At 73.3% G+C, this 20,047-nt stretch carries 11 protein-coding genes and 1 pseudogene; 6 read left to right on the plus strand and 6 right to left on the minus strand.

Features of this window, described 5'->3' with window-relative positions; genetic code table 11:
* Positions 1-527: 527 nt before the first annotated feature.
* Positions 528-2,585, plus strand: a complete 2,058-nt coding sequence (gene fusA / locus ACZ6EG_RS18110) for an elongation factor G (RefSeq protein WP_469605610.1) — start codon at positions 528-530, stop codon at positions 2,583-2,585.
* Between the two features lie 216 nt (positions 2,586-2,801).
* Here the strand turns inward: fusA and ACZ6EG_RS18115 are convergent, their stop codons facing one another.
* From ACZ6EG_RS18115 to ACZ6EG_RS18135, 5 genes are all read right to left on the minus strand, one after another.
* Positions 2,802-5,753: a DUF5682 family protein gene (locus ACZ6EG_RS18115; RefSeq protein WP_469605612.1), complete on the minus strand. Its 2,952-nt coding sequence runs from the start codon at positions 5,751-5,753 to the stop codon at positions 2,802-2,804.
* Entirely contained in the window at positions 5,750-6,874 is a 1,125-nt protein-coding gene (locus tag ACZ6EG_RS18120) for an ATP-binding protein (RefSeq protein WP_391972465.1), read from the minus strand. Before ACZ6EG_RS18120 ends, ACZ6EG_RS18115 begins: the two co-directional genes overlap by 4 nt.
* An 84-nt stretch (positions 6,875-6,958) precedes the next feature.
* Positions 6,959-8,389 (minus strand): VWA domain-containing protein, encoded by a 1,431-nt coding sequence (locus ACZ6EG_RS18125; RefSeq protein WP_391972464.1) that lies wholly within the window; start codon positions 8,387-8,389, stop codon positions 6,959-6,961.
* Positions 8,386-9,777: a hypothetical protein gene (locus ACZ6EG_RS18130; RefSeq protein ID WP_469605617.1), complete on the minus strand. Its 1,392-nt coding sequence runs from the start codon at positions 9,775-9,777 to the stop codon at positions 8,386-8,388. Before ACZ6EG_RS18130 ends, ACZ6EG_RS18125 begins: the two co-directional genes overlap by 4 nt.
* Positions 9,777-10,295, minus strand: a complete 519-nt coding sequence (locus ACZ6EG_RS18135) for a hypothetical protein (RefSeq protein WP_391972462.1) — start codon at positions 10,293-10,295, stop codon at positions 9,777-9,779. Before ACZ6EG_RS18135 ends, ACZ6EG_RS18130 begins: the two co-directional genes overlap by 1 nt.
* Before the next feature lie 273 nt (positions 10,296-10,568).
* Between ACZ6EG_RS18135 and ACZ6EG_RS18140 the strand changes: the two genes are divergently transcribed.
* The gene (locus ACZ6EG_RS18140; RefSeq protein WP_469605620.1) at positions 10,569-11,603 is read left to right on the plus strand and encodes an alpha/beta hydrolase; all 1,035 of its coding nucleotides are present in this window, start codon (positions 10,569-10,571) and stop codon (positions 11,601-11,603) included.
* A 94-nt stretch (positions 11,604-11,697) separates the two neighbouring features.
* Here ACZ6EG_RS18140 and ACZ6EG_RS18145 read toward each other — a convergent pair whose 3' ends face one another.
* The gene (locus tag ACZ6EG_RS18145; protein ID WP_469605623.1) at positions 11,698-14,475 is read right to left on the minus strand and encodes a glycosyl hydrolase; all 2,778 of its coding nucleotides are present in this window, start codon (positions 14,473-14,475) and stop codon (positions 11,698-11,700) included.
* A gap of 397 nt (positions 14,476-14,872) precedes the next feature.
* On the opposite strand from ACZ6EG_RS18145, the gene ACZ6EG_RS18150 reads away from it, so the two are divergent.
* The 4 genes and pseudogenes from ACZ6EG_RS18150 to ACZ6EG_RS18165 all read left to right on the plus strand — a co-directional run.
* On the plus strand, positions 14,873-15,409 hold the full coding sequence (locus ACZ6EG_RS18150) for a GNAT family N-acetyltransferase (protein ID WP_391972459.1): 537 nt from the start codon (positions 14,873-14,875) through the stop codon (positions 15,407-15,409).
* Between the two features lie 105 nt (positions 15,410-15,514).
* Positions 15,515-17,017, plus strand: coding sequence for an ABC transporter substrate-binding protein (locus ACZ6EG_RS18155; protein WP_469605626.1), 1,503 nt, complete (start codon positions 15,515-15,517; stop codon positions 17,015-17,017).
* A 3-nt stretch (positions 17,018-17,020) separates the two neighbouring features.
* Positions 17,021-18,814, plus strand: coding sequence for an ABC transporter permease subunit (locus ACZ6EG_RS18160; protein ID WP_469605629.1), 1,794 nt, complete (start codon positions 17,021-17,023; stop codon positions 18,812-18,814).
* Positions 18,811-20,046: pseudogene (locus ACZ6EG_RS18165) on the plus strand (MFS transporter); the annotation flags it as partial. The gene ACZ6EG_RS18160 and the pseudogene ACZ6EG_RS18165, both read left to right, overlap by 4 nt.
* Position 20,047: the final 1 nt, after the last annotated feature.

Here is a 20,047-nt window from a genome sequence, read left to right on the forward strand (position 1 = left end):
CTGGTCCTCGTCCTGATCACCCACGACCGGAGTCCGCGCGCCAGGCCCGTCGCATCGCCGTCCCGGACGCGGGCGAGATCGTCGAGAAGGGGCCGTCCCGACAGCTGACGACGGCACCGTGCCATCCCTTCACGGTCTCCCGCACGGAGACGACGACGCGACCCGAGAGCGGTACGCGAGCCCGGGTAAATGCGATGCGCCGGCGCTTCCGGCTTCCCTAGACTCACCACGACATCGAGACCGAGTGAGGGGAGCCGGGCCGTGCGCATCCGCACCGCTGCCGTCGTTCCCCCGTCCCGGTACGAGGTGATCCTCGTGTCTCCGGCCGTCCGGTGTCCGCTGCGCGGCCGGCACCGGAAACCCGCGACGACGCACTGACGTACGCCCGCTCGGCCACACCGGTACCGGTACCGGCAGCACCGCCGGTACCTCCGGCACCAGGAGTGCCGCCGGCCGCCCGCCGCGAGCGTCCGCCGTCCCGGGAGATCGCGCCGCCCCCTGTACAGACCAGCGAAGGGCCACGGGCCGTGCGCACCCACGTCAACACCCTCACCACCGTCCGCAATCTGGGCATCCTCGCCCACGTCGACGCCGGCAAGACCACCGTCACCGAGCGGATCCTCTACACCACCGGCACCACTCACAAGCGCGGCGAGGTCCACGACGGCACGACCGTCACCGACTTCGACCCGCAGGAACGCGACCGCGGGATCACCATCTTCGCCGCGGCGGTCAGCTGCTCCTGGGACGGCCACCGGATCAACCTGATCGACACCCCGGGACACGTCGACTTCGCCGACGAGGTCGAACGCTCGCTACGCGTGCTGGACGGCGCGGTCGCCGTGTTCGACGCCGTCGCCGGGGTGGAACCGCAGAGCGAGTCCGTGTGGCGCCAGGCCGACCGGCACGGGGTGCCGCGGATCGCGTTCGTCAACAAGATGGACCGGGCGGGCGCCGACCTCGACGCGGCCGTCGCCTCGATCCGTGAGCGACTGCACCCGGTGCCGCTGGTCGTGCAGTTGCCCATCGGCGCGGAGGACGGTTTCACCGGCGTCGTCGACCTGCTGCGCATGCGCGCCCTGGTGTGGGCCGACGGCGCCGACACAGCCGAGGAGGGGCCGGTCCCGCACGCCCTGCGTGAGGAAGCGGCGCGCAGGCGGCGACTGCTGGAGGAGGCGGTGGCGGAACGCCACCCGGCCGCGCTGGAGGAGTTCTGCGACCGCGAGACCCTCGACGCGACCACCCTCGCCGCCGCCCTGCGCGACCTGACCCGCGGCGGTGACGGCGTGGTGGTGCTGTGCGGCTCGGCCTACCGCAACCGCGGCGTCGAGCCGCTGCTGGACGCGGTGGTGGCCTACCTGCCGTCACCGTTGGACGTACCCCCGGTGCGCGGCACCCATGATGCCGCGGAGCGGGAACGGCCCGCCGACCCGGCGGCACCGATGGCGGCACTGGCGTTCAAGGTGAACGCCACCCCGACAGGACGGCTGACCTACCTGCGGGTGTACTCGGGCACGATCGGGAAGGGGGACACCGTGTGGGACGCGAGCGCACGACGCACCGAGCGGATCGGCCGCATCCTGCGGGTGTGCGCCGACCGCCACGACCCGCTGGAACGGGCGGTCGCCGGGGACATCGTCGCCGTGGTCGGGCTGAAGTCCGCCCGCGCCGGCTCGACCCTGTGCGCACCGGACGACCCCCTGGTCCTGGAACCCCCGGGTGTCGCTGAGCCCGTCGTGCACGTGGCGGTTCAGGCGCGTCGCTCCACGGACACCGACCGACTGGCCACCGCGCTCGCCCGGCTGACCGAGGAAGACCCCTCGCTCGCCGTCCGGTCCGACCCGCAGACCGGGCAGACCGTGCTGTCGGGCATGGGGGAACTGCACCTGGAGGTCGCGGTGGAGCGCGTACGGCGCGAGCACGGCCTCGAGGTCGCCGTCGGCCGCCCAGGTGTGGCGTACCGCGAGACGGTCGGTGAGGGCGTGTCCGGCTTCGTGTACCGGCACGTCAAACAGGACGGCGGCGCGGGGCAGTTCGCGCACGTCGTGCTGGACGTGGAGCCGTGGGAGGAGGACACGGAAGAACGTGGCCTGGTGTTCCGCTCCGCGGTCGTCGGTGGGCGCGTGCCGCAGGAGTTCGTCCGGGCGGTCGAGGCCGGCTGCCGGGACGCGCTGGCCGAGGGCCCTCTCGGCGGTCACCCGGTGACCGGCGTGCGGGTCACGCTCGTCGACGGCCTCACCCACGTCAAGGACTCCTCGGAGACGGCCTTCCGCACCGCCGGCCGGTTCGGGCTCCGCGACGCCCTGCGCGTCTCGGCGATGGTCCTGCTGGAGCCGGTGGTCGAGGTCACGGTCACCGTGCCCGAGGACGCGGTCGGTGGCGTCCTCGGTGACCTGGCCGCCCGACGTGGCCGGGTCACGGGCTCCGACACGGGGGCCGGCACGGCGGTCGTCACCGCCACCGTGCCGCTGGCCGAACTGTTCGGCTACGCGACCCGGCTGCGCAGCCGCACCCAGGGCCGCGGCACGTTCAGTGCCCGGCCCACCGGCTACGCGCCGGCGCCGAACCCGGCTGCCGTCCGCTAGCGGGCCGGGCCGGCCCCTCCCCGTACGCGGGAGGGGCCGGCCTCGCACCGCCCTCGCACCGGCCTCGGTCGGGGTTGGAGACGACCGACCGTCGACGCGCGGTCGACGTCCCCGAGGCGGGCGCGCCCTCGTTCTGGTCACGTCCCCGACACTCCCCTTGGGAGACGCTCTCCCGACGGGCCCGGCCCCGGACGCCACCGGGGCCGACCCCTGCGGTCAGGCGCGCGCGAGCAGCGACTCCCACGCCTCCGCCGCGGCCGGGTGCCGGGTCGTCAGCACGGCCCCCGGGGCCGCGGCGCCGGCTGGGGAGGCGGCCTCCGCGACCCACGCCCCGTCGCACCCCAGCAGGCCGGCCACCGCGTCGCAGGCCGCGGGATGGGCGGCCAGGAGCGCCGCGCCCGGCAGACCGGCCGGTGCTCCGGGCTGTGCCCACTCCCCGTCGCAGCCCAGCAGCTCCGCGACCGCGTCGCAGGTCGCCGGATGCACCGGCAGCAGCGCGGCTCCCCGGGGGCCGGGCTCCTCGGCCCCCGCCCGGCGGAGTACGGGCGCGGCGGCGGGCGTCCGCCACGGCGGCACCCACGCGTCCAGGGCCGCCAGCCGACCCGGGAAGATCCGTCCGGCCTCCCGGATCAACAGCGGAGCCAGCTCCGCGGCGCCCGAGCGCATCGTGGTGATGAGCAGCGGCAACCACGGCAGCAGCACCGCGTCCGGCAACCGCCCGAACGCGTTCGACACCGCCTCCACCACCACGTCCGCCAGCCCCGGCACGGGCTCCAGCGCGTGGACGAAGCCACTGAGATAGCGCGGATAGGCGGGCACCACCAGCGGGTTGGACAGCAACTCGTCGCACCGCTCCCGCAGCTGCGCCCGCGACAGGGTGCCGAGCTGCACCTGGGCCGCCCACAGCAGCGCCGTCTTCGACGGCTCCTCGGGGTGCGACTGGGCGACCGCCAGCTCCAGCTGGGCCCGGTCGCACCCCAGTGACAGCGCGAGGCTCTCCATGCTGAACAGGAAGCCGAGCATCGCCGCGACCTGCCCCACCGTCGCGTCCTCGTCCCGGAACGCCGTCGGCAGCAGGGTGCAGTAGTGGGCGTAACCGGTCCTGACGAACGACTCGATCCAGGAGGGCAGCTCCGGCTCGCTGGTCCGGTAGTACGCCAGCAGTCCACGTACCCGGCGCAGCACCTCCGGCGCGCCGTCGACGCTGCGCTCGGTGGCGAGGACCTTCAGCGCGTGGGTGCCCAGCTCGTCGGCGAGACGCCGGCTGCCCAGGTACAACGTCGCGTCCTCGACCGCCGCGAGCACGGTCGCCGTCGTCGCCCGCGGCCCGTACGCGTCCCGCCGCAGCCGCTGCTCCAGTACCTGCTCGATGCTGACGCCCTCGTAGCCCAGCTCGATGAGGGCCCGCTGGTGGGTGCCGATCGCCAGGTCCCACGACTCCTGGATCGACCGCTCACCGAGCCGCCGCTCACCCATGATCGGCCGTGCCGCACCGTGCGGCATCAGCCTCCGCAGCATCCACAGCACGTCGGAACAGGCCCGCAGTTCCGGCCGGGAGACCATGTCCAGCAGCGCCCGCTGCACGCCCCGCTGCTGGAGCTTCAGCCCGAGCGGCGCCAGCCGGTCGTGCACGTCCCGGGCGAGCGGAGGCAGCGCCTCGTAGCCGACCTGGCCGACCCGGTCACCGCCCATCATGATCTCGACCAGGCGCCGCACGTCCCGCCGGCCGGGGACGGTGTCCTTCTCGATGCAGGTGACCGCCGCGTCCTGGAAGTCGTACGGCGTCGGCTTGGCCCGGTCCCGCATCCCGGCGAGCAGGATCGACGTCTCGAAGACGGCGATGGCGTCGGCGGTCGAGGCGAGGTATCCGTTGCGCCGGGCGGCGCGCACGACGTCCACGGACCAACCGAGCAGTTCCGCCTCGTCCAGGCCGTCGAGCACCGGCGGCCTGCGCAGGAAGCCGGACAGCCGGTCCTCGGCGGCCGCGGGCTCCGGTGCCGGGGCGGCCACCTGCTTCCGCGCGGACCTCGACTTCTTCGTCCCGGCCTGGCCCTCCAGGCGGAACGGCTTCACCCGGGTCCGCTTCAGGCTCTTCGCCCACTCGGTCGCCGCGATCGACACCGACCCCGCGGCGAGACCGAACTGCGCCTCGATCGCCGCGTGACTGGACGGGATCAGCCCGTACTGCCAAGCGGTGGCGGAACGCGGCGAGATGGTGAAGGTGTCACTGCCCCCCACCCCGAACTCCGGCACCCGGCTGGCCGCGTGGAAGGCCCCGCACACGTACAGCGCGTCCGACGGATCCGTCCCGGTCGCCGCCATGTGCTCCCGCATCCGCGTCCACATGTACCGCTCGCGGTCCTCGTCCACCCGGACCCGGTCGCCGCCGCCCGGGGCGAGCCGCCGGAAGAGGCTGCCGATGAGGAACATGACCTGGCGGTAGGTGTCGTGGTCGGCGACGCCGTCACCGGTGCCCGTGCCGAGCGGCACCTCGACGTACTGGTGCCACCACTCCGACCAGTGCCGCACCTTGCCGTGCCGCAGCAGGTGCTCCTCCAGCTCGGCGAAGCGCGGACGCAGGTCGCCGATCTCGACGCCGACGGCCTCGCCGTGCAGCGCGGCCTCGGGCTCACCGGAGGCCGGCGCCCCTTCCGCCGGGGTCTCGCCGGCCGCCTCCCCGCCCCTGCTGTCCCACTGGAAGACGTGGTCCGCCGACCGGTCGACGAGGACCAGCTCCACCCCGGGCGTGTCGAGGGCGTACGCGATGGCCTGGTACTCGGCGGACGCCTCGGTGATCGGCGCGACGACCGACAGCGGCGCCCACTCGGCGGGGAAGCCGTCGACGTCACCGGCGAACGCCTGCACCGCCACCGGCAGCCGGCAGTTGCGCAGCTCGGTGAGGAGCGGAGCCATGTCCTCGCACAGCTCCACGTAGACGACCTTCGGCTGCTTCGCGCGCAGCCGTCGGGCCATGGCGGTCGCCGAGGCGGGGGAGTGGTGACAGACCGGGAAGATCTCCAGCGGTTCGCGCACCGCCCGGTCGACGTCGTCGACCAGGCCGAGGAGGATGCCCTCCAGCGCGTCCGGCCCGCCCGCGAAGGTGGCGGCGGCCTCCTGCAACTGCCCGCGCAGCGCGGCGAACGACGTGCTCTCCTGGGGCCCGCTCATGACAGGGTGGCGATCGCGTCGCGGCCGCCCTCCAGGAACTCGGGCCAGGAGCCGCCCTCCTCCTTGCTGCGCGGCTCGACGACACCGTGCAGGTACTTGTTGAGGATGGCCAGGTCCTCCGGCTCGCGGCGGGTGAGCGAGCCGACCAGCGAGGACGCGAGGGTGCGGGCGGTCAGGGCGCGCTCACCGAAGAAGTTGCCGTGCAGGACGGCGTCCTCCAGGACACCGATCTGCTCGGCGGTCGACAGGGCGGACTCGAGCTTCTCGTCGTCGCTGCCGGCCGCGGCCGCCGAGGCGCGCAGGTCCGCGAAGCTCTGCAGGAGCACGTCGAGCAGGGTCGGGGGCACGTCCAGCTCGATCGAGTGCCGGCGCAGCAGTTCCTCGGTGCGGAAGCGGACGATCTCCGCCTCGCTCTTCTTGTTCGTCACGACGGGGATGCGGACGAAGTTGAAACGCCGCTTGAGCGCGGAGGACAGGTCGTTGACGCCCCGGTCGCGGCTGTTGGCCGTGGCGATGATCGAGAAGCCGGGCTTGGCGAAGACGATGTTGTCGTCCCCGCTCCCGCTCTCCAGTTCGGGCACGGAGATGTACTTCTCCGAGAGGATGGAGATCAACGCGTCCTGGACGTCACTGGTCGACCGGGTCAGCTCCTCGAAACGGCCGATGGAGCCGGCCTCCATCGCGGTCATGATCGGCGAGGGGATCATCGACTCCCGCGACTGCCCCTTGGCGATGACCATCGACACGTTCCACGAGTACTTGATGTGGTCCTCGGTGGTGCCGGCCGTGCCCTGCACGACCAGCGTGGAGTTGCGGCTGATCGCCGCCGACAGCAGCTCGGCCAGCCAGCTCTTGCCGGTGCCCGGATCGCCGATGAGCAGCAGACCGCGGTCGGAGGCGAGGGTCACGATGGACCGCTCGACGAAGCTGCGGTCACCGAACCACTTCTGCGAGACCTCCCGGTCGAGGCCGTCGGAGCGCTCGGAACCGAGGATGAACAGGCGGACCATCTTCGGCGACAGGCGCCACGAGAACGGCTTGGGGCTGTCGTCGATCGACTCCAGCCAGTCGAGCTCCTCCGCGTACTTGATCTCGGCGGGCGCGCGCAGCAGGTCGGACATGAGGAAGGCCTTTCCATGCGGTGATCACAACGAAACGAAACGAGAGACGCTTTCCGGCGCTCGGTAGCCCCGGTCGCTCGGTGATCAGGTGAGAAACGTCTTGAGTTCGTGCACGAGCTTCTTGATGTGTCCCGAGATCACCGGGGTGCCGAGATCCTTGAACCGCTCCCGGAACCAGGGATCGACGCTGCCCCGCCCGGAGCTGGTCACCGAGCCGACCGGGATGAACTTCGCTCCCGAGCGGTGGACGGCGGCCATGCTGTCGAACAGCTCCTGCCGTCGCCACTCGTAGAAGTCGGAGATCCACACCACGACGGTGTTGCGCGGCTCGGCGATCTTCGGCTGGGCGAGGGCCATCGCGACCGTGCCGTCCGTGCCGCCGCCGAGCTTGGTGCGCAGCAGTGTCTCGAAGGGGTCGTGCGCCCAGGGGGTGAGGTCCAGCGCCTGCGTGTCGTAGGCGATCAGATGGACGTCCACCTTCGGCAGCCCCGCGAAGATGGAGGCGAGGATGGTGCAGTTGACCATGGAGTCGACCATGGAACCCGACTGGTCCACCACCACCACGAGCCGCTGGGGTGTCGTCTTGCGGCTGGTGTGCCGGTAGTAGAGACGGTCGACGTAGAGCCGCTCCTCCTCGGGACTCCAGTTGGTGAGGTTCTTCCAGATGGTGCGGTCGATGTCGAGGTTGCGGAAGACCCGCTTGGGCGGCACGGACCGGTCGAGCTCACCGACCGTGGACTTCTCCACCTGGGTGCGGAGCACTTCGGTGACCTCGTCGACGTACCGGCGGATCAGCGCCTTGGCGTTGGCCAGCGCGACGCCGGAGAGGTTGTCCTTGTCGCGCAGCAGCTGCTCGATCAGGGACATGCTGGGTGTCAGCCGGGCGGCCAGCGCGGGATCGGCCAGCACCTCGCGCAAGCGCATGCGCTGTACGAGGCCGGCCTCGATGGAGCCGAGTTCCGGCCCGATCTCCGGGAGGAGACGGCTGAGGTCGGGGGTGGGCCCGCCGACGCCCGTACCGGTCGGGCTGACACCGCCGCCGGGACGGCCCGCGGTGCCCCGCCCGCCCCGCAGTTCGCCGGGCCGGCAGCCGAGGGCACGCTCCAGCCATTCCGCGTCGGACTGCCACCGTGCCAGCTGTTCGGCGGTGACGTTGCCGGGGCGGGAGGCGAAGACGTTCAGCAACACCTTCGACGCGAGCGCCGCGCGCCGCACCTCGGCGGCCCGGTCGCGCTCGCCGTCCTCCTCCGGCTCCGGCGCCATCAAGCCGTCGAACTCCTCAGCGAGTTCAGGATGCCGCTGCACGACGGAGCCGACGGACGCGTCGGGGTCCAGGAGGGCGGGAGGCAGACCGATGTCCTCGACCACGGCGAGGCTCGCCGACTCCAGCGCGGCCTGCTCCTCGGGGTCGAAGAGCCGGGCGAGCAGCCGCCAGTAGAGGACCTGCCGGCGGTTGTCGGACGCGTCGGGCTCGGGCGCGGGACCGGGAGCCTGCCCGGGGGAGTGGCCGGTCATTTCCGCAGCAGCTTTCCGGCGCGCTCGCGCAGTACGGTGACGGCGTCCGTGGCGGCCTTCTCGGCCCGGGCCCCCGCCTTGTCGGTCGTCCCCCCGGCCCAGGCGCCGGCGTGCACCGCGACGGCCTTCTTCCGCACCAGCCGCTCGACGGCGAGTGGCTGGAGCAGGAACTCCCCGGCATCCCAGCGCAGCAGCCCGAGGCACGCCACGGACGAGGCCACGAACTCCGGAGTGAGCGGTCCCGCGACCGGCAGGCGGTCGGTGTCGACGCCGAGATGGCCTCCGGCCATCCGGAGGACGATCCGGCCGTCCTCCTCCTCCACGCCGTACCCTTCCAGCAGCACCGGCACCGCCAGCCGGGCCGGATGCCGCTCCAGGGGAGCCACGGGGAACGCGGCGGCGGTGGGCAGGGCGACCCGGGCGGTGGCGAAGGCGTCGGCGGGCTCTCCCGCACGCGCGCGGGCGTCGTCCCAGACGAGGTCGCCCTCGGCGGTCAGGGGCATCGCGTCGAGGTCCATGGAACGGCCCTCGCTCACGGCGGTCAGCAGCGACATGTGCGGTCGCAGCAGCTGCCACAGACCGGCCCCGACGACCGTGTCGGGCTTCGGTGCGGACACCGAGGCCCGCACCAGCCGGGGCGTACCGCCGTCGGCGGGCTCGAACACCGCGTGCACCTGCGCCTGTACGGCGGTGGCGTGCTCCTGGACGTCGACACCGAGCGGCAGCAGACGCCCGGTCGCCTCGGCCACGACAGGCTCGGGGTCGACGCCCGGCAGCGTCAGCAGCAGGGCACGCGACCACAGGTCGGCCCAGCGGCGCGCCGGCACCCGCTCCAGCGTCGCCCCGGGACAGGAGGCGGCGAGCTCGGCGGCGAACCCGTCGAGCAGCGTGGCCGGCCGGCGCGACGCGGGGTCCGGCAGCATCGCGGAGACGACGGGCGCGGCCCCGCCGACCAGCTCGTGGTCGATTCCCCGCCAGCCGGCCCGCGCCAGGTCGCCCAGCCAGCCGCGCGCGGCCAGGCGCAGGTTGGCGGCCTGCTCCGTACCGGCTGCGGGGGCGGTGGCGGCCTCACCGTGGGGCCGGCCGACGGCCTCCTCCACCCGGGCGACGAGCGCGTCGTGCACGGAGCCGAGCAGAGCGGTGCGGGCGGCGGCGAGGGCGACGAAGTGCCCCTCGTCACCGGCCCCGGCGGCCGTCTTGTCGGCGGCCTCGGCCACGCGCGAGGCCAGCGGCGACCCGGCGACGGCGTCGGCGAGCCCGGCCAGTCCCTCGGCCTGCCCGGGCTGCGGACGCAGCAGCCCGCCGACGAGCGCGGCATCGAAGCCGTCCACGGCGGCGAGGGCCTCGTCGAGACCGTCCACCGCGTCGAGAAGCAGATCGGCACGCATCAGGCAGCCACCGTCCTGGTCGTCGGGAACCACTGCATCTCGGGCAGCGGAGCGGTGGTGACCGGAAGTTCGAGATAGGCGAGGTGCCGCAGGAACCGGCTGAACACCTGGGCCGCCGCCGAACCGTCGCCGGGCCCGGGCCGCGTGGACGTCATGGCGTAGGTGAGCACCTGCGCGTCGGCGGGGTCCTCGGCGTCGACCTTCAGGTACCTGGCCACGCGCTCCGCCCCGTACTGGAGCACGGCCTCACCGACAAGCGCGCGTATGTGGTTGCAGAACGAACCGTGCGCCCCACCACAGGGACGGTTGTTGTTGGTGCTGCACGAGAACGCGTACGACCCGGCCGCGACCGAGGACACGTAGACACGCCCGATGTCCGAGCCGCTGGAAACCACACCCTGCAACCGACCGTCGGCCAGCTCGACGAACGGCACCTTGGCCAGCTTCCTCGGCCGCGCTGGCGGCACCACCCGAGCCGTGCTCGACTTCTCCCAGACGGACAACGCACCATCTCCCATGCAAGCGAAGGGGGCGTTCACGCCACCTCGGCGGAACGAGACCGAATCTATCGGCAGACACTGACAACGCCTCCGTCCGCCGCGTCCTCGGCGCTCGTGACCGGTCCCTCGACGCGACCTTGACGGCGCCCGTGAACCGGTCGCTACTTGTGCAGTGGACGTCGGGCGATGGCCCACGCCCGCACCGACGGAGAGCGGAGAACCGACGACCGGACCCGCGGCAGAAGCCCGCACCACACCGCGACGACCAGCAACCCACCACAGGGAGCAGCCGTGTTCGCGAACGTGCCCACCGTCCTGACCCCGCTCCGAGCCAGGCTCCTTCTGGTCCTGGCCGTCCTGCTGGCCACCCTCGCGCCCGCCGCCCCGGCACTGGCCGCGGGGCAGCCGGACGCCGCCGGTGCCCGCCCCGGCGCCGAGGTCGTGGCCGTCACCCGGGTCGCGGACCGACAGGTCGACCTGTCGGTACGGTCGACGGCCCTGGGCGGCCGGACCGTCCAGGTTCGCCTCCTCACCCCCGACGGCTGGGACCCGCACGACCGACGGCGACAGCACTGGCCGACCCTGTGGCTCCTCCACGGTTGCTGCGGCGACTACACGTCGTGGACGAGCATGACGGACGTGGCGGAGACCGAGCGTCTGCGCGACGTCCTCGTCGTCATGCCGGAGGCCGGCTGGAACGGCTGGTACAGCGACTGGTGGAACCACGGCAAGGGCGGCGACCCGGCCTGGGAGACCTTCCACACGGTCGAGCTGCGCCGCCTCCTGGAACGCGACTGGGGCGCCGGCGGCAACCGTGTCGTGGCCGGCCTGTCGATGGGAGGCCAGGGTGCCCTGCTCTATGCGGCCCGCCGCCCGGGCATGTTCAGGGCCGCGGCCGCCTACTCCGGCTCGGCTCATCCCCTCCTGAACGACGAGTCGGTCGCCCGCATCATGGGCTTCTTCGCCGGCCAGGGCAACGACCCGCTCCGCGTCTGGGGGGACCCGGTCGCGCAGCGCCGCGTCTGGGAGGCCCACGACCCCTTCCATCTCGCCCGGCGGCTCAGGTCGATCCCGGTGTACCTGTCCTGCGGCGACGGCACGACCGGTCCGCTCGACGCACCAGGGAGCACGAGCGCCCTGGAGGCGGACTTCAACAGGCAGAACCACGCGCTGGCAGCAGAGCTGCAGCGGGTGGGGGCGAAGAAGGTGACCACCCACTTCTACGGCCCGGGCACCCACACCTGGCCGTACTGGGAGCGCGAGCTGCACGCCTCGCTCCCCATGCTGCTGGACGCCCTCGGGGTGGAGGGCTCTCGGGGCAGGTAGCGTCCGAGCTCCGGGGCCCCGACCGGGGCCATCGGCAGTGCGGCGCCCTGGGGAGCCGTCGTCCCCGGGTCGCCGCACGCCCGCACTCGATGGTTCAGCTGTACGGAATCACCAGCACGGATCTGTCCGTGCCCGTCTGGAGCCTGGCGGTGCCGTTGCCGATGGCGCTCCACACCTCGAGGCGCACGCTGCCGCCCCTGAGGTCGGCCGGCGTTCCCGTCGACGCCTTCAGGCCGCGAGCCTGGGTGTACTCCTCCCATCCGGTGACCGGGTCGGTCGCGAAGTAGTGGTAGGTCTCCGTCCGGTCGTAGCTGCCGTCACCGGTGAAGTCGTAACTGACGCGCGCCTGCTGGCCGAGGCCGACCGCGGTGCCCGCGTCCACCTGGAGCCGGAAGGCGGTCGACGCGCCCGGGGTGAGCGAGCCGTTGACGCCACGCACCTCGTAGACCAGGGGCTGGTACGGGCTGCCGTCGTGGTTGGCACCCCCGCCGGAGGCGATCGTGTCGCTGCCCGCCGTGCCGCCGGTCGCCGTGGTCAGGGTGCCGCCGGTGCGCAGCTGGAAGGTGTTGCCGGTCGGCGGGTCAGGATCGGGGTCGGGGTCCGTCGAGCCCGACCCGGTGCCGGTCGCAGTGGAACGGGCCGGTACGGAGAGGGTCTTGCCGTCGGAGAAGGTCACCGTGCGGGCCGTCGCTCCGTGGTTGTGGGCCGCGTAGGTCCGGGTCGTGCCCTTGGTGAAGACGGCGGAGGTGGGGATGTCCCCGCTGACGGTGGCGTCCGGTGCGCCGAGGGCGTCGAGCGTGTTGATCCAGTGGTAGGTGTGCGCCTTGGACTCCCCCTGTTCCGGGGTGTATCCCGCGTGCCCCGCATCCCATTTCGCCTTGGCCGCACCGGGGTCGGCGAACGACTGGAACTCCCAGAGGATGTCGCGCCATTCGACGGCCGGGCCGCCGTTCTCCCGCTCCATCTCGGCGATGTTGCGCCGGATCGCGGCCTTCTCGCCGCCGAGGTGCAGCGAGCCGCCCGTCACGGGAAGGACGTTGATGCCGTGGATCTCCTCGGGGTTGGCGGTCCACCAGGTGGAGTAGGCAGCGCCGCTGCCCCACACCATGCCGGCCGTGTCATGGCCGAACGAGGACGGGAAGACCTGCTCGTCGGCGTCGAACCAGTACTGGGCGATCGACTCCGACTCGGTGGTCAGCAGGAAGGTGCCGAGGTCGCGCAGCGAGGTGTCACCGGTGGCCGATCCCCAAAGGATCAGGGCCGCGCTGAGGTTGGTGGACTCGGAGGACGACTCCTGGTTGTTTCCGGCCGCGAAGCCCTGGTGACCGGAGGCCCAGCTGTGGCCCGCGTACACGTCGAAGCCGCGCAGGAAGGGGAAGGCGGTGTCGGTGCGGCTGGGGTTGGCGGTGTCCCGCACGAGGGTCTTGACCATGCCGCCCCACGCGGAGTCGGCGGCCCACGCCTGGTCGTACTGGGCGATGATCGCCGCCGCGTACACGTAGTAGCCGTAGTGGAAGTGGTGGTCGTTGAGTTCGGTGTCGCTGCCGTAGGAGGCGGGGTAGCCGGTGAGGGTCTTCCAGTCCCTGTCGTAGCTGAACTCGTTCGCGCCTCCCGCCGTGAACCAGTCCTGGAGCCTGCCCTTCAGCAGGCCGAGCAGCCGGTCGCGGACGCCCGTCTCACCGATCTGCTCCGCCACCGGAACGAGTTGGGCGAGGCGGCCGAGGGCCTTGCCGGTCCAGTAGGTGTCGGCGGCCCCGGAGAAGGGGTCGGAGGCGTTCACGACCTCGTTGAGGTAGCCGCGCAGCCGGGCGGCGTCCACGCCGTTCGACTTCGGCAGCGCGGGCAGCACCGCCGAGGCCTTCTGGCTGGTGGTGAAGGAGGCCGACTCGCGGACCTTCATGGTGCCGCGCGGCGAGACGTACGTGTAGGAGGTGAGGGGGTCCGTGGTGTGCAGCCACTGGTGGCGGTAGAGCGCCTGGAGCGTGCCGCGCTCGGTGCCCTCCTTCGCCTCGGTGGTCAGCGTGTAGGTGGCCTTGGAGGCGCCCCCGGAATAGCTCCAGGTCACCTTGGAGCCGGTGACGAAGCTGTAGGCGTACTTCTTGAACGTCGCCAGCGCACCGGTGGAGGGCAGCACCGCGACGGAGAAGTAGTCCTTGGAGCCGAGCCCCGCCGTGACGGTCGACCCGGCGATGTTCCAGTCACTGCCGGTCGGCGCGAAGAGGGCGTAGTGATGCCCGGCGACGGTGATGCCGAGCACGTTGCCCTGGTCGGCGAAGACGGCGGGCGCGCCGGCGGTGGTGATCTGGGCGTTGCCGCCGGAGCCCTTGGCGTACACGAACGGGGAGCCGTGGCCGATCGTGGTGCGCAGCGTGCGGGTGCCGTCGGACCAGTAGGGCGTGACCGTCCAGTCGGACCAGTCGTCGGCCTTGGTGTCGGGGGAGTTGAGGCCGGTCAGTCCGATGGTGAGGTCGCGCTTGTGGGCGTACTCGTACTGGCGGCCGTCGCCGACGATCGCGGGGGTCGTCGGGTAGCCGATGTCGAGCCCGCCGGCCGTGGCCTGGTAGGTGAGGGGGTGCCCGTACATGGGGGTCGAGTACGGGTTGTCCCCGTAGCGCTGGTAGGCGAGGGAGGACCACCAGTCGTTGGTGGGCACGGGCCGGTTCCGGGCGGCAGCGGTCACCTTGGGCGTGACCGGTGCTCCCGTGTTGGTGGTGGGACCCGACGTGCCGGCCGGCCGGGTGTCGGAGTAACTGCCGGATCCTACGGGGACGGTGGCGGCGGCCGCGGGCGTGGCGGCCGGGCCCAGGCCGACGAAGGCGAGGGCTGAGGCCAGCAGCAGAACGGATGCCGGTCTGAAGCGTGGGGCTGGCATGTGTCACCTCAAGTCGTGACAGGGGGGAGTTTCTGAGAGCGCTCTCAGATGGGCGGAACGTAAAGCCCATGTAATGCACTGTCAATAGGTTGAACACAGACGGCACATGCCACGGCTGTCTCCCGTCAGATGTTCGCGTCGCACCCCGAGGGAAGGAGGCCGGACCCTGGCAGTGGGGGACACGACCACCGAGCCGTCCCCCGCTGCCGCCGTCGGGCGGCCGTCGACCACGACACTGTCGCCCCTCCGGTCGTCCGATGTGTCCCGCGCCCTCGAGGCACGCACACCGGCAACCGCGCGCATCGACCGCATCCTCCGCGCGGTCGCGGATCTGCGTCGGCGGCGCACCCGGGGACCGTCTGATCAGCGACTTCCGGTTAATGCGTACGATGTGCAAGTGCGCACCAGTGACTACACCCTCAGGACAGCCACCCCGGACGACCTGGACGCCGCCCGGGCCGTCATGCTCGACACCGTCTACCGCGACTTCGGCACCGGGTACGTGCCGCGTTGGCACGGTGACGTCATCGACCTGGCCGGGGCCTATCTGGCGCCCGAGCGGCACACCCTTCTCGTCGCCGTGGACGCGGGCGGCGAGGTCGTCGCGACCGCCGCCCTCGACTCCCGTGGTCCCGCGCACCCCCCGAACCCCCGGCACGTCGCCGAGCGCTACCCGTCCGGCGTGACCGCGCAGCTGCGCCGCGTGTACGTGCGGCCCGAGCACCGGCGGCGCGGGCTGGCGCGGCGGCTCGTCGACGAACTGCTCGCCTTCGCCGCCGCGGACGGCGGGTACCGGGCCGTGTACCTGCACACCGACCCGGCGGTCCCCGGTGCCGAGCCCTTCTGGCGGTCGCTCGCCAAGGTCGTGCACGACGAGCGGGAGGACGCGGGCGGCGGGCAGGCGGTCGTGCACTTCGACGTGCCGATGGCATGAGGCCGATCAGGTGGCGCACCACCATCATGGAAATGATTGTCATGTAAGCTCCGTTCGTTGCTGTCACCCCGCCTGACCCGCTCGACGCCGATTGATCCGAGGACCATGCGTTCCCACCGCCGCTCCCGGCTGCTCGCCCCGTTCCTGCTCGTGCCGCTCATATCGAGCTGCTTCGCCTCGGGCGGTGGTGACGACTCCGGCTCCGGCCACGAGGGCGACGGTTCCCGTCTGCGCGTGGCCCTCGCCTTCCCGCCCGCCGAGAACCTCTCCCCGTACGGCGCCGACGCCACCCTCCTCAGCCGCCTCGCCGTCACCGAGGGCCTCACCGCGCTGGACGCCAACGGCTCCGCCGCCCCCGCCCTCGCCGAGTCCTGGCGCAGGGACGGGGAGAGGACCTGGGAGTTCACGCTCCGCGACGCCACCTTCCAGGACGGCAGCGAGGTCACCCCGGCCGCCGTCGCCGACTCCCTCACCCACGCCACCGACGCCGAGCCCGCGCCCGCCGCCCTCGCCGGCGTCACCCTCAGCGCCGAGGCCGGCGGCGAACGGGTGGTCCGGATCACCACCGCCGAACCCGACCCCGTACTGCCGTTGCGGCTCTCCAGCCCCAGCCTCGCCGTCCTCTCCGCGAAGGCCTACGAGAAGAGCGGGCACGTCGACCCCGTCGGCACCGCCACCGGGCCCTTCGCGCTGACCAAGGTCAACGGCGCCGGCTCCGCGACCCTCGACCGCTTCGACGACTACTGGGGCGGCCGCGCCCAGGCCTCCGGCATCGACGCCCGCTTCATCGCCGACGGCACCGCCCGCGCCAACGCCCTGCGCACCGGTGAGCTGGACATCGCCGAGGCCGTGCCGGTGGCCCAGGCGGCGACCCTCGACAAGGAGATGCGGCGCGACACCGCCACCACCCGGACCACCAGCCTGCTCCTCAACGCGACGTCCGGGACCTTCGCGGACGCGAAGCTGCGGGCCGCCGCCCGTGCCGCCCTCGACACCTCCGTCTTCGCCGAGGACGTGTACGAGGGCTACGCCGACCCCGGTGCCGGGATCTACGGGCCCGCCGTGACCTGGGCCGAGGGGAAGCGGACGCGGCCCGTGGGCCGCGCTGCGGCCGGGAAGGCCGACGGGAAGACCGTCACCCTCGCCACCTACGACAACCGGCCCGAGCTGCCCGAGGTCGCCCAGGTGGTCAAGCAGCAGCTGGAGAAGGCCGGCTTCAAGGTGAAGCTCACCGTGCGCGAGTACTCGCGGCTGGAGGGGGACGCGCTGGACGGGAAGTTCGACGCCTTCGTGCTCGCCCGCAACACCCTCCTCGACACCGGCGACCCCGTCGCCGTCCTCTCCGGCGACTACACCTGCGACGGCGGCTTCAACATCGCCCAGCTCTGCGACAAGGCCGTCGACTCGGCGGTCGCCGGGGCCGAGAAGATCGAGGACACCGCGAAGCGGCAGGACGCCGCGATGGCCGCAGAAGCCCGCATCCTCGGCAGCGACGCCGTCGTACCGCTCGTGCACCAGCGGATCATCACCGGCGTCGCCGACTCGGTGCAGGGCGTGATCCTCGACCCGTACGAGCGCACCCTCGTCGGTACCGGCACCCGGCGCTGAGCCGTGCGGCAGCGGGTGGCCACCGCGGTGTGGCGGGTCGTGCCGGCGGCGGCGCTGGTGTGCGGGATCGGGCTGCTGCCGTGGCTCACGCACACCGATCCCGCCCACACCGTGCTCAAGGCGCGGTCCGCCGAGCGTGACCCCACGCCCGAGGTGCTCGCCGACATCCGCGCGCAGCTCGGGCTCGACGGCGGGCCGTTCCACGTCCTCGGGCGGTGGCTCGGCGGGCTGGTGCGGGGGGACGCCGGGCAGTCGTGGATCTCGGGCGCCGACGTGCTGCCCGGCGTGGTCCAGGCGCTCGGGGCGTCCCTGCTGCTCATGGCCGTCGCCCTCGCCGTCGCGGCCCTCACCGCCGGACTCGTCTGCGCCCGCACGCTCCGGCTGGGCGCCCGCCGCCGGCTCGGCGGGCGGCGGCCCGGCGGCACCGGCTCGGCCGTCGTCGCCTCGCTGCCCGAGTTCCTCGTCGCCTCCGTGCTCGCCACCGTCGTCGGGGTGCAGCTGGGGTGGCTGCCCGCGCTGGGCTGGTACGGGCCCCAGTGGACCCTGCTGCCCGCACTCGCCCTCGGGCTGCCCGCCGGGGCCGTGATCGGGCGGCTGCTCGACGACCTGCTGCCCGGCGCCTTCGGTGAGCCCTGGGCGCTGGCCGCCGCCGCCCGGGGACTGACCGGGAGCCGAATCGCCCGGCAGGCGCTGCGGCGCTGCGTGCCCGCGCTGCTGCCCAACCTCGGGCTGTTCGTCGTGGGGCTGACCGGCGGTGCCGTCGCCGTCGAGCAGGTCTTCGACATCCCCGGCCTCGGCCGGACCACCCTCCAGGCCGCCCTCGCCCAGGACCTGCCCGTCCTCCAGACCGGCACCCTCGCCCTGGTCCTCCTCGCGGCGCTCGCGACCGGTGCCACCCGCGTCACGGCCCGCCTGCTGACCGGGCCCGCGCCGAGCGACGGCGCGCTGTCCTCCCTGCACCGGCCCGCCCCGCCCGCCGGCCGCGTCCTGCCCCTCGTCCAGGGTGCCGTGCTGCTCGCCGTCATCGGGATCGGCCTGACCCGTGATCCGCTCGCCCTCGACACCGGGCAGCGGTTGCGGGCGCCCTCCCTCGACCATCCGTTCGGCACCGACGCCCTCGGCCGCGACCTGCTCGCCCGCGTCGGCCACGGGGCGCTCGACACCCTGCTGCTCGCCTCCGCCATCACGGCCGCCGCCCTCGCCGCGGGCGTGCTCCTCGGGCTCGTGCCCCGGGTGTCCGGGGCGCTCGTCGACACCGTCAACGCCGTGCCGCCCGTCCTCGTCGCCCTCCTCGTCACCGCCGTCGCGGGCAGCGGAGGGGCCACGCCCGCGCTCGCGGTGGGCGCCGTCGCCTGGGCGCCGCTCGCCGCGCACACCTCCGCACTGCTGGGCCAGGAACGCGCCACCCTGCACATCACCGCCACCCGGGGCCTCGGCGCCGGGCGCTGGTACCTGCTGCGCCGCGAACTGCTGCCCGCCGTGCTGCCCCCCGTGCTCCGCCACGCCCTCCTGAGGCTGCCCGGTGTCGCCCTCGCCCTCGCCTCGCTGGGCTTCCTCGGGCTGGGCGCCCAGCCGCCGTCCCCGGAGTGGGGCCTGCTCCTCGCCGAGAACCAGCCCTACGCCGAACGCGCCCCCTGGGCCGTCCTCGCCCCCGCCGCCGTCCTCGCCCTGCTCGGCGCCCTGGCCGTCAGCGCCGCGGGCGGGCTCCGCGGGCCGCGACGGCGACCCGTACGCGCCGCCCCGGCCGTCGCCGAACAGGCCACCGCGCCCAAGAAGGAACGGGTCGCCGCACCATGACCTCGCTGTTCACGCCCCGGACCGCACGGACCGCACGGAGCGCCCGGCGACCGGCCCCGCTCCCGCCGCTGCTCCGGTTGCTGATCCTCACCCAACTGGCCTTCAACATCGGCTTCTTCGCCGTCCTGCCCTTCCTCTCCGAGCACCTGGGACAGGGCATCGGCATGGCGGGCTGGCTGGTCGGGTTCGTGCTGGGGCTGCGGACCTTCAGCCAGCAGGGGCTCTTCGTCGTCGGCGGCGCGCTGGCCGACCGGTACGGCATCCGGCCGGTGGTCCTCGCCGGGTGCGTGCTGCGGATCGCCGGGTTCGTCTGGCTCGGGTTCGCCGAGCAGACCTGGGCCGTGGTCGGGGCCGTCCTGCTGATCGGGTTCGCCGCCGCGCTCTTCTCGCCGGCCGTCGAGTCCGAGGTGGCCCGGCAGGCCGTCGCCTGGGAGGAGCGCAGCGGCGAGGACCGGACGCGGGTGCTCGCGCTGTTCACCGTCGCCGGGCAGGCCGGGGCCTTCGTCGGACCGCTGCTGGGGGCCCTGCTGCTCGCCGTCGGCTTCCGCACCGCGTGCCTGGCCGGCGCCGGTGTCTTCGTGCTCGTCCTCGCCGGGCACGCGTGGCTGCTGCCGCAGCGCATTCCCGGGCGGACCCGTGTCCCGGTCAGGGGCGGGACGCGACTGCTGCTGCGCAACCGGCGCTTCCTCGCGCTGTGCTGCGCCTACGGCGCCTACCTGCTCGCCTACAACCAGCTCTACCTCGCCCTGCCCGCCGAGGTGGAGCGCGCCGCGGGTTCCCAGGCGCCGCTGGCCTGGCTGTTCGCGCTGTCCTCGCTGCTGGTGGTGACCGCGCAGTTGCCGGTGACGCGGTGGGCGGGGAAGCGGCTGGCGCCGCGCCGGTCGATGGTGGCGGGGCTGGTGCTGATCGCGGCCGGCTTCGCCGTCGTCGCGGGCGCGCGGCCCGCCGGGTGGACGGGAACGGGCGGACTGCTGCCCGCGGCCGGGTTCGTCGTCCTGCTCACCCTCGGGCAGATGCTGGTCGCGCCCGTCGCCCGTGCCTGGGTGCCGGACCTCGCCGAGGACGGACGGCTCGGGCTGTACACGGGGGCACTGTCCTCCGTCTCCGGTCTCATCGTGCTGGCCGGCAGCTCCGCGACCGGTCTGCTGCTGGACACCGGACTGCCGGCCGCCGTGCCGTGGCTGGTCCTGGCCGCCGTACCGCTGGCGGCGGCGGGGTTGCTGCCCCGGAGGC

It is taken from the genome of Streptomyces sp. NPDC041968 (assembly GCF_055589025.1).

Excerpts from the sequence above, each read along its gene's own strand:
- ACZ6EG_RS18155 (WP_469605626.1), top strand. The coding sequence starts at position 15,515 with ATGCGTTCCCACCGCCGCTCCCGGCTGCTCGCCCCGTTCCTGCTCGTG.
- ACZ6EG_RS18120 (WP_391972465.1), bottom strand. The coding sequence starts at position 6,874 with ATGTCCGACCTGCTGCGCGCGCCCGCCGAGATCAAGTACGCGGAGGAG.
- ACZ6EG_RS18115 (WP_469605612.1), bottom strand. The coding sequence starts at position 5,753 with ATGAGCGGGCCCCAGGAGAGCACGTCGTTCGCCGCGCTGCGCGGGCAG.
- ACZ6EG_RS18130 (WP_469605617.1), bottom strand. The coding sequence starts at position 9,777 with ATGCGTGCCGATCTGCTTCTCGACGCGGTGGACGGTCTCGACGAGGCC.
- ACZ6EG_RS18135 (WP_391972462.1), bottom strand. The coding sequence starts at position 10,295 with ATGGGAGATGGTGCGTTGTCCGTCTGGGAGAAGTCGAGCACGGCTCGG.
- ACZ6EG_RS18145 (WP_469605623.1), bottom strand. The coding sequence starts at position 14,475 with ATGCCAGCCCCACGCTTCAGACCGGCATCCGTTCTGCTGCTGGCCTCA.
- ACZ6EG_RS18125 (WP_391972464.1), bottom strand. The coding sequence starts at position 8,389 with ATGACCGGCCACTCCCCCGGGCAGGCTCCCGGTCCCGCGCCCGAGCCC.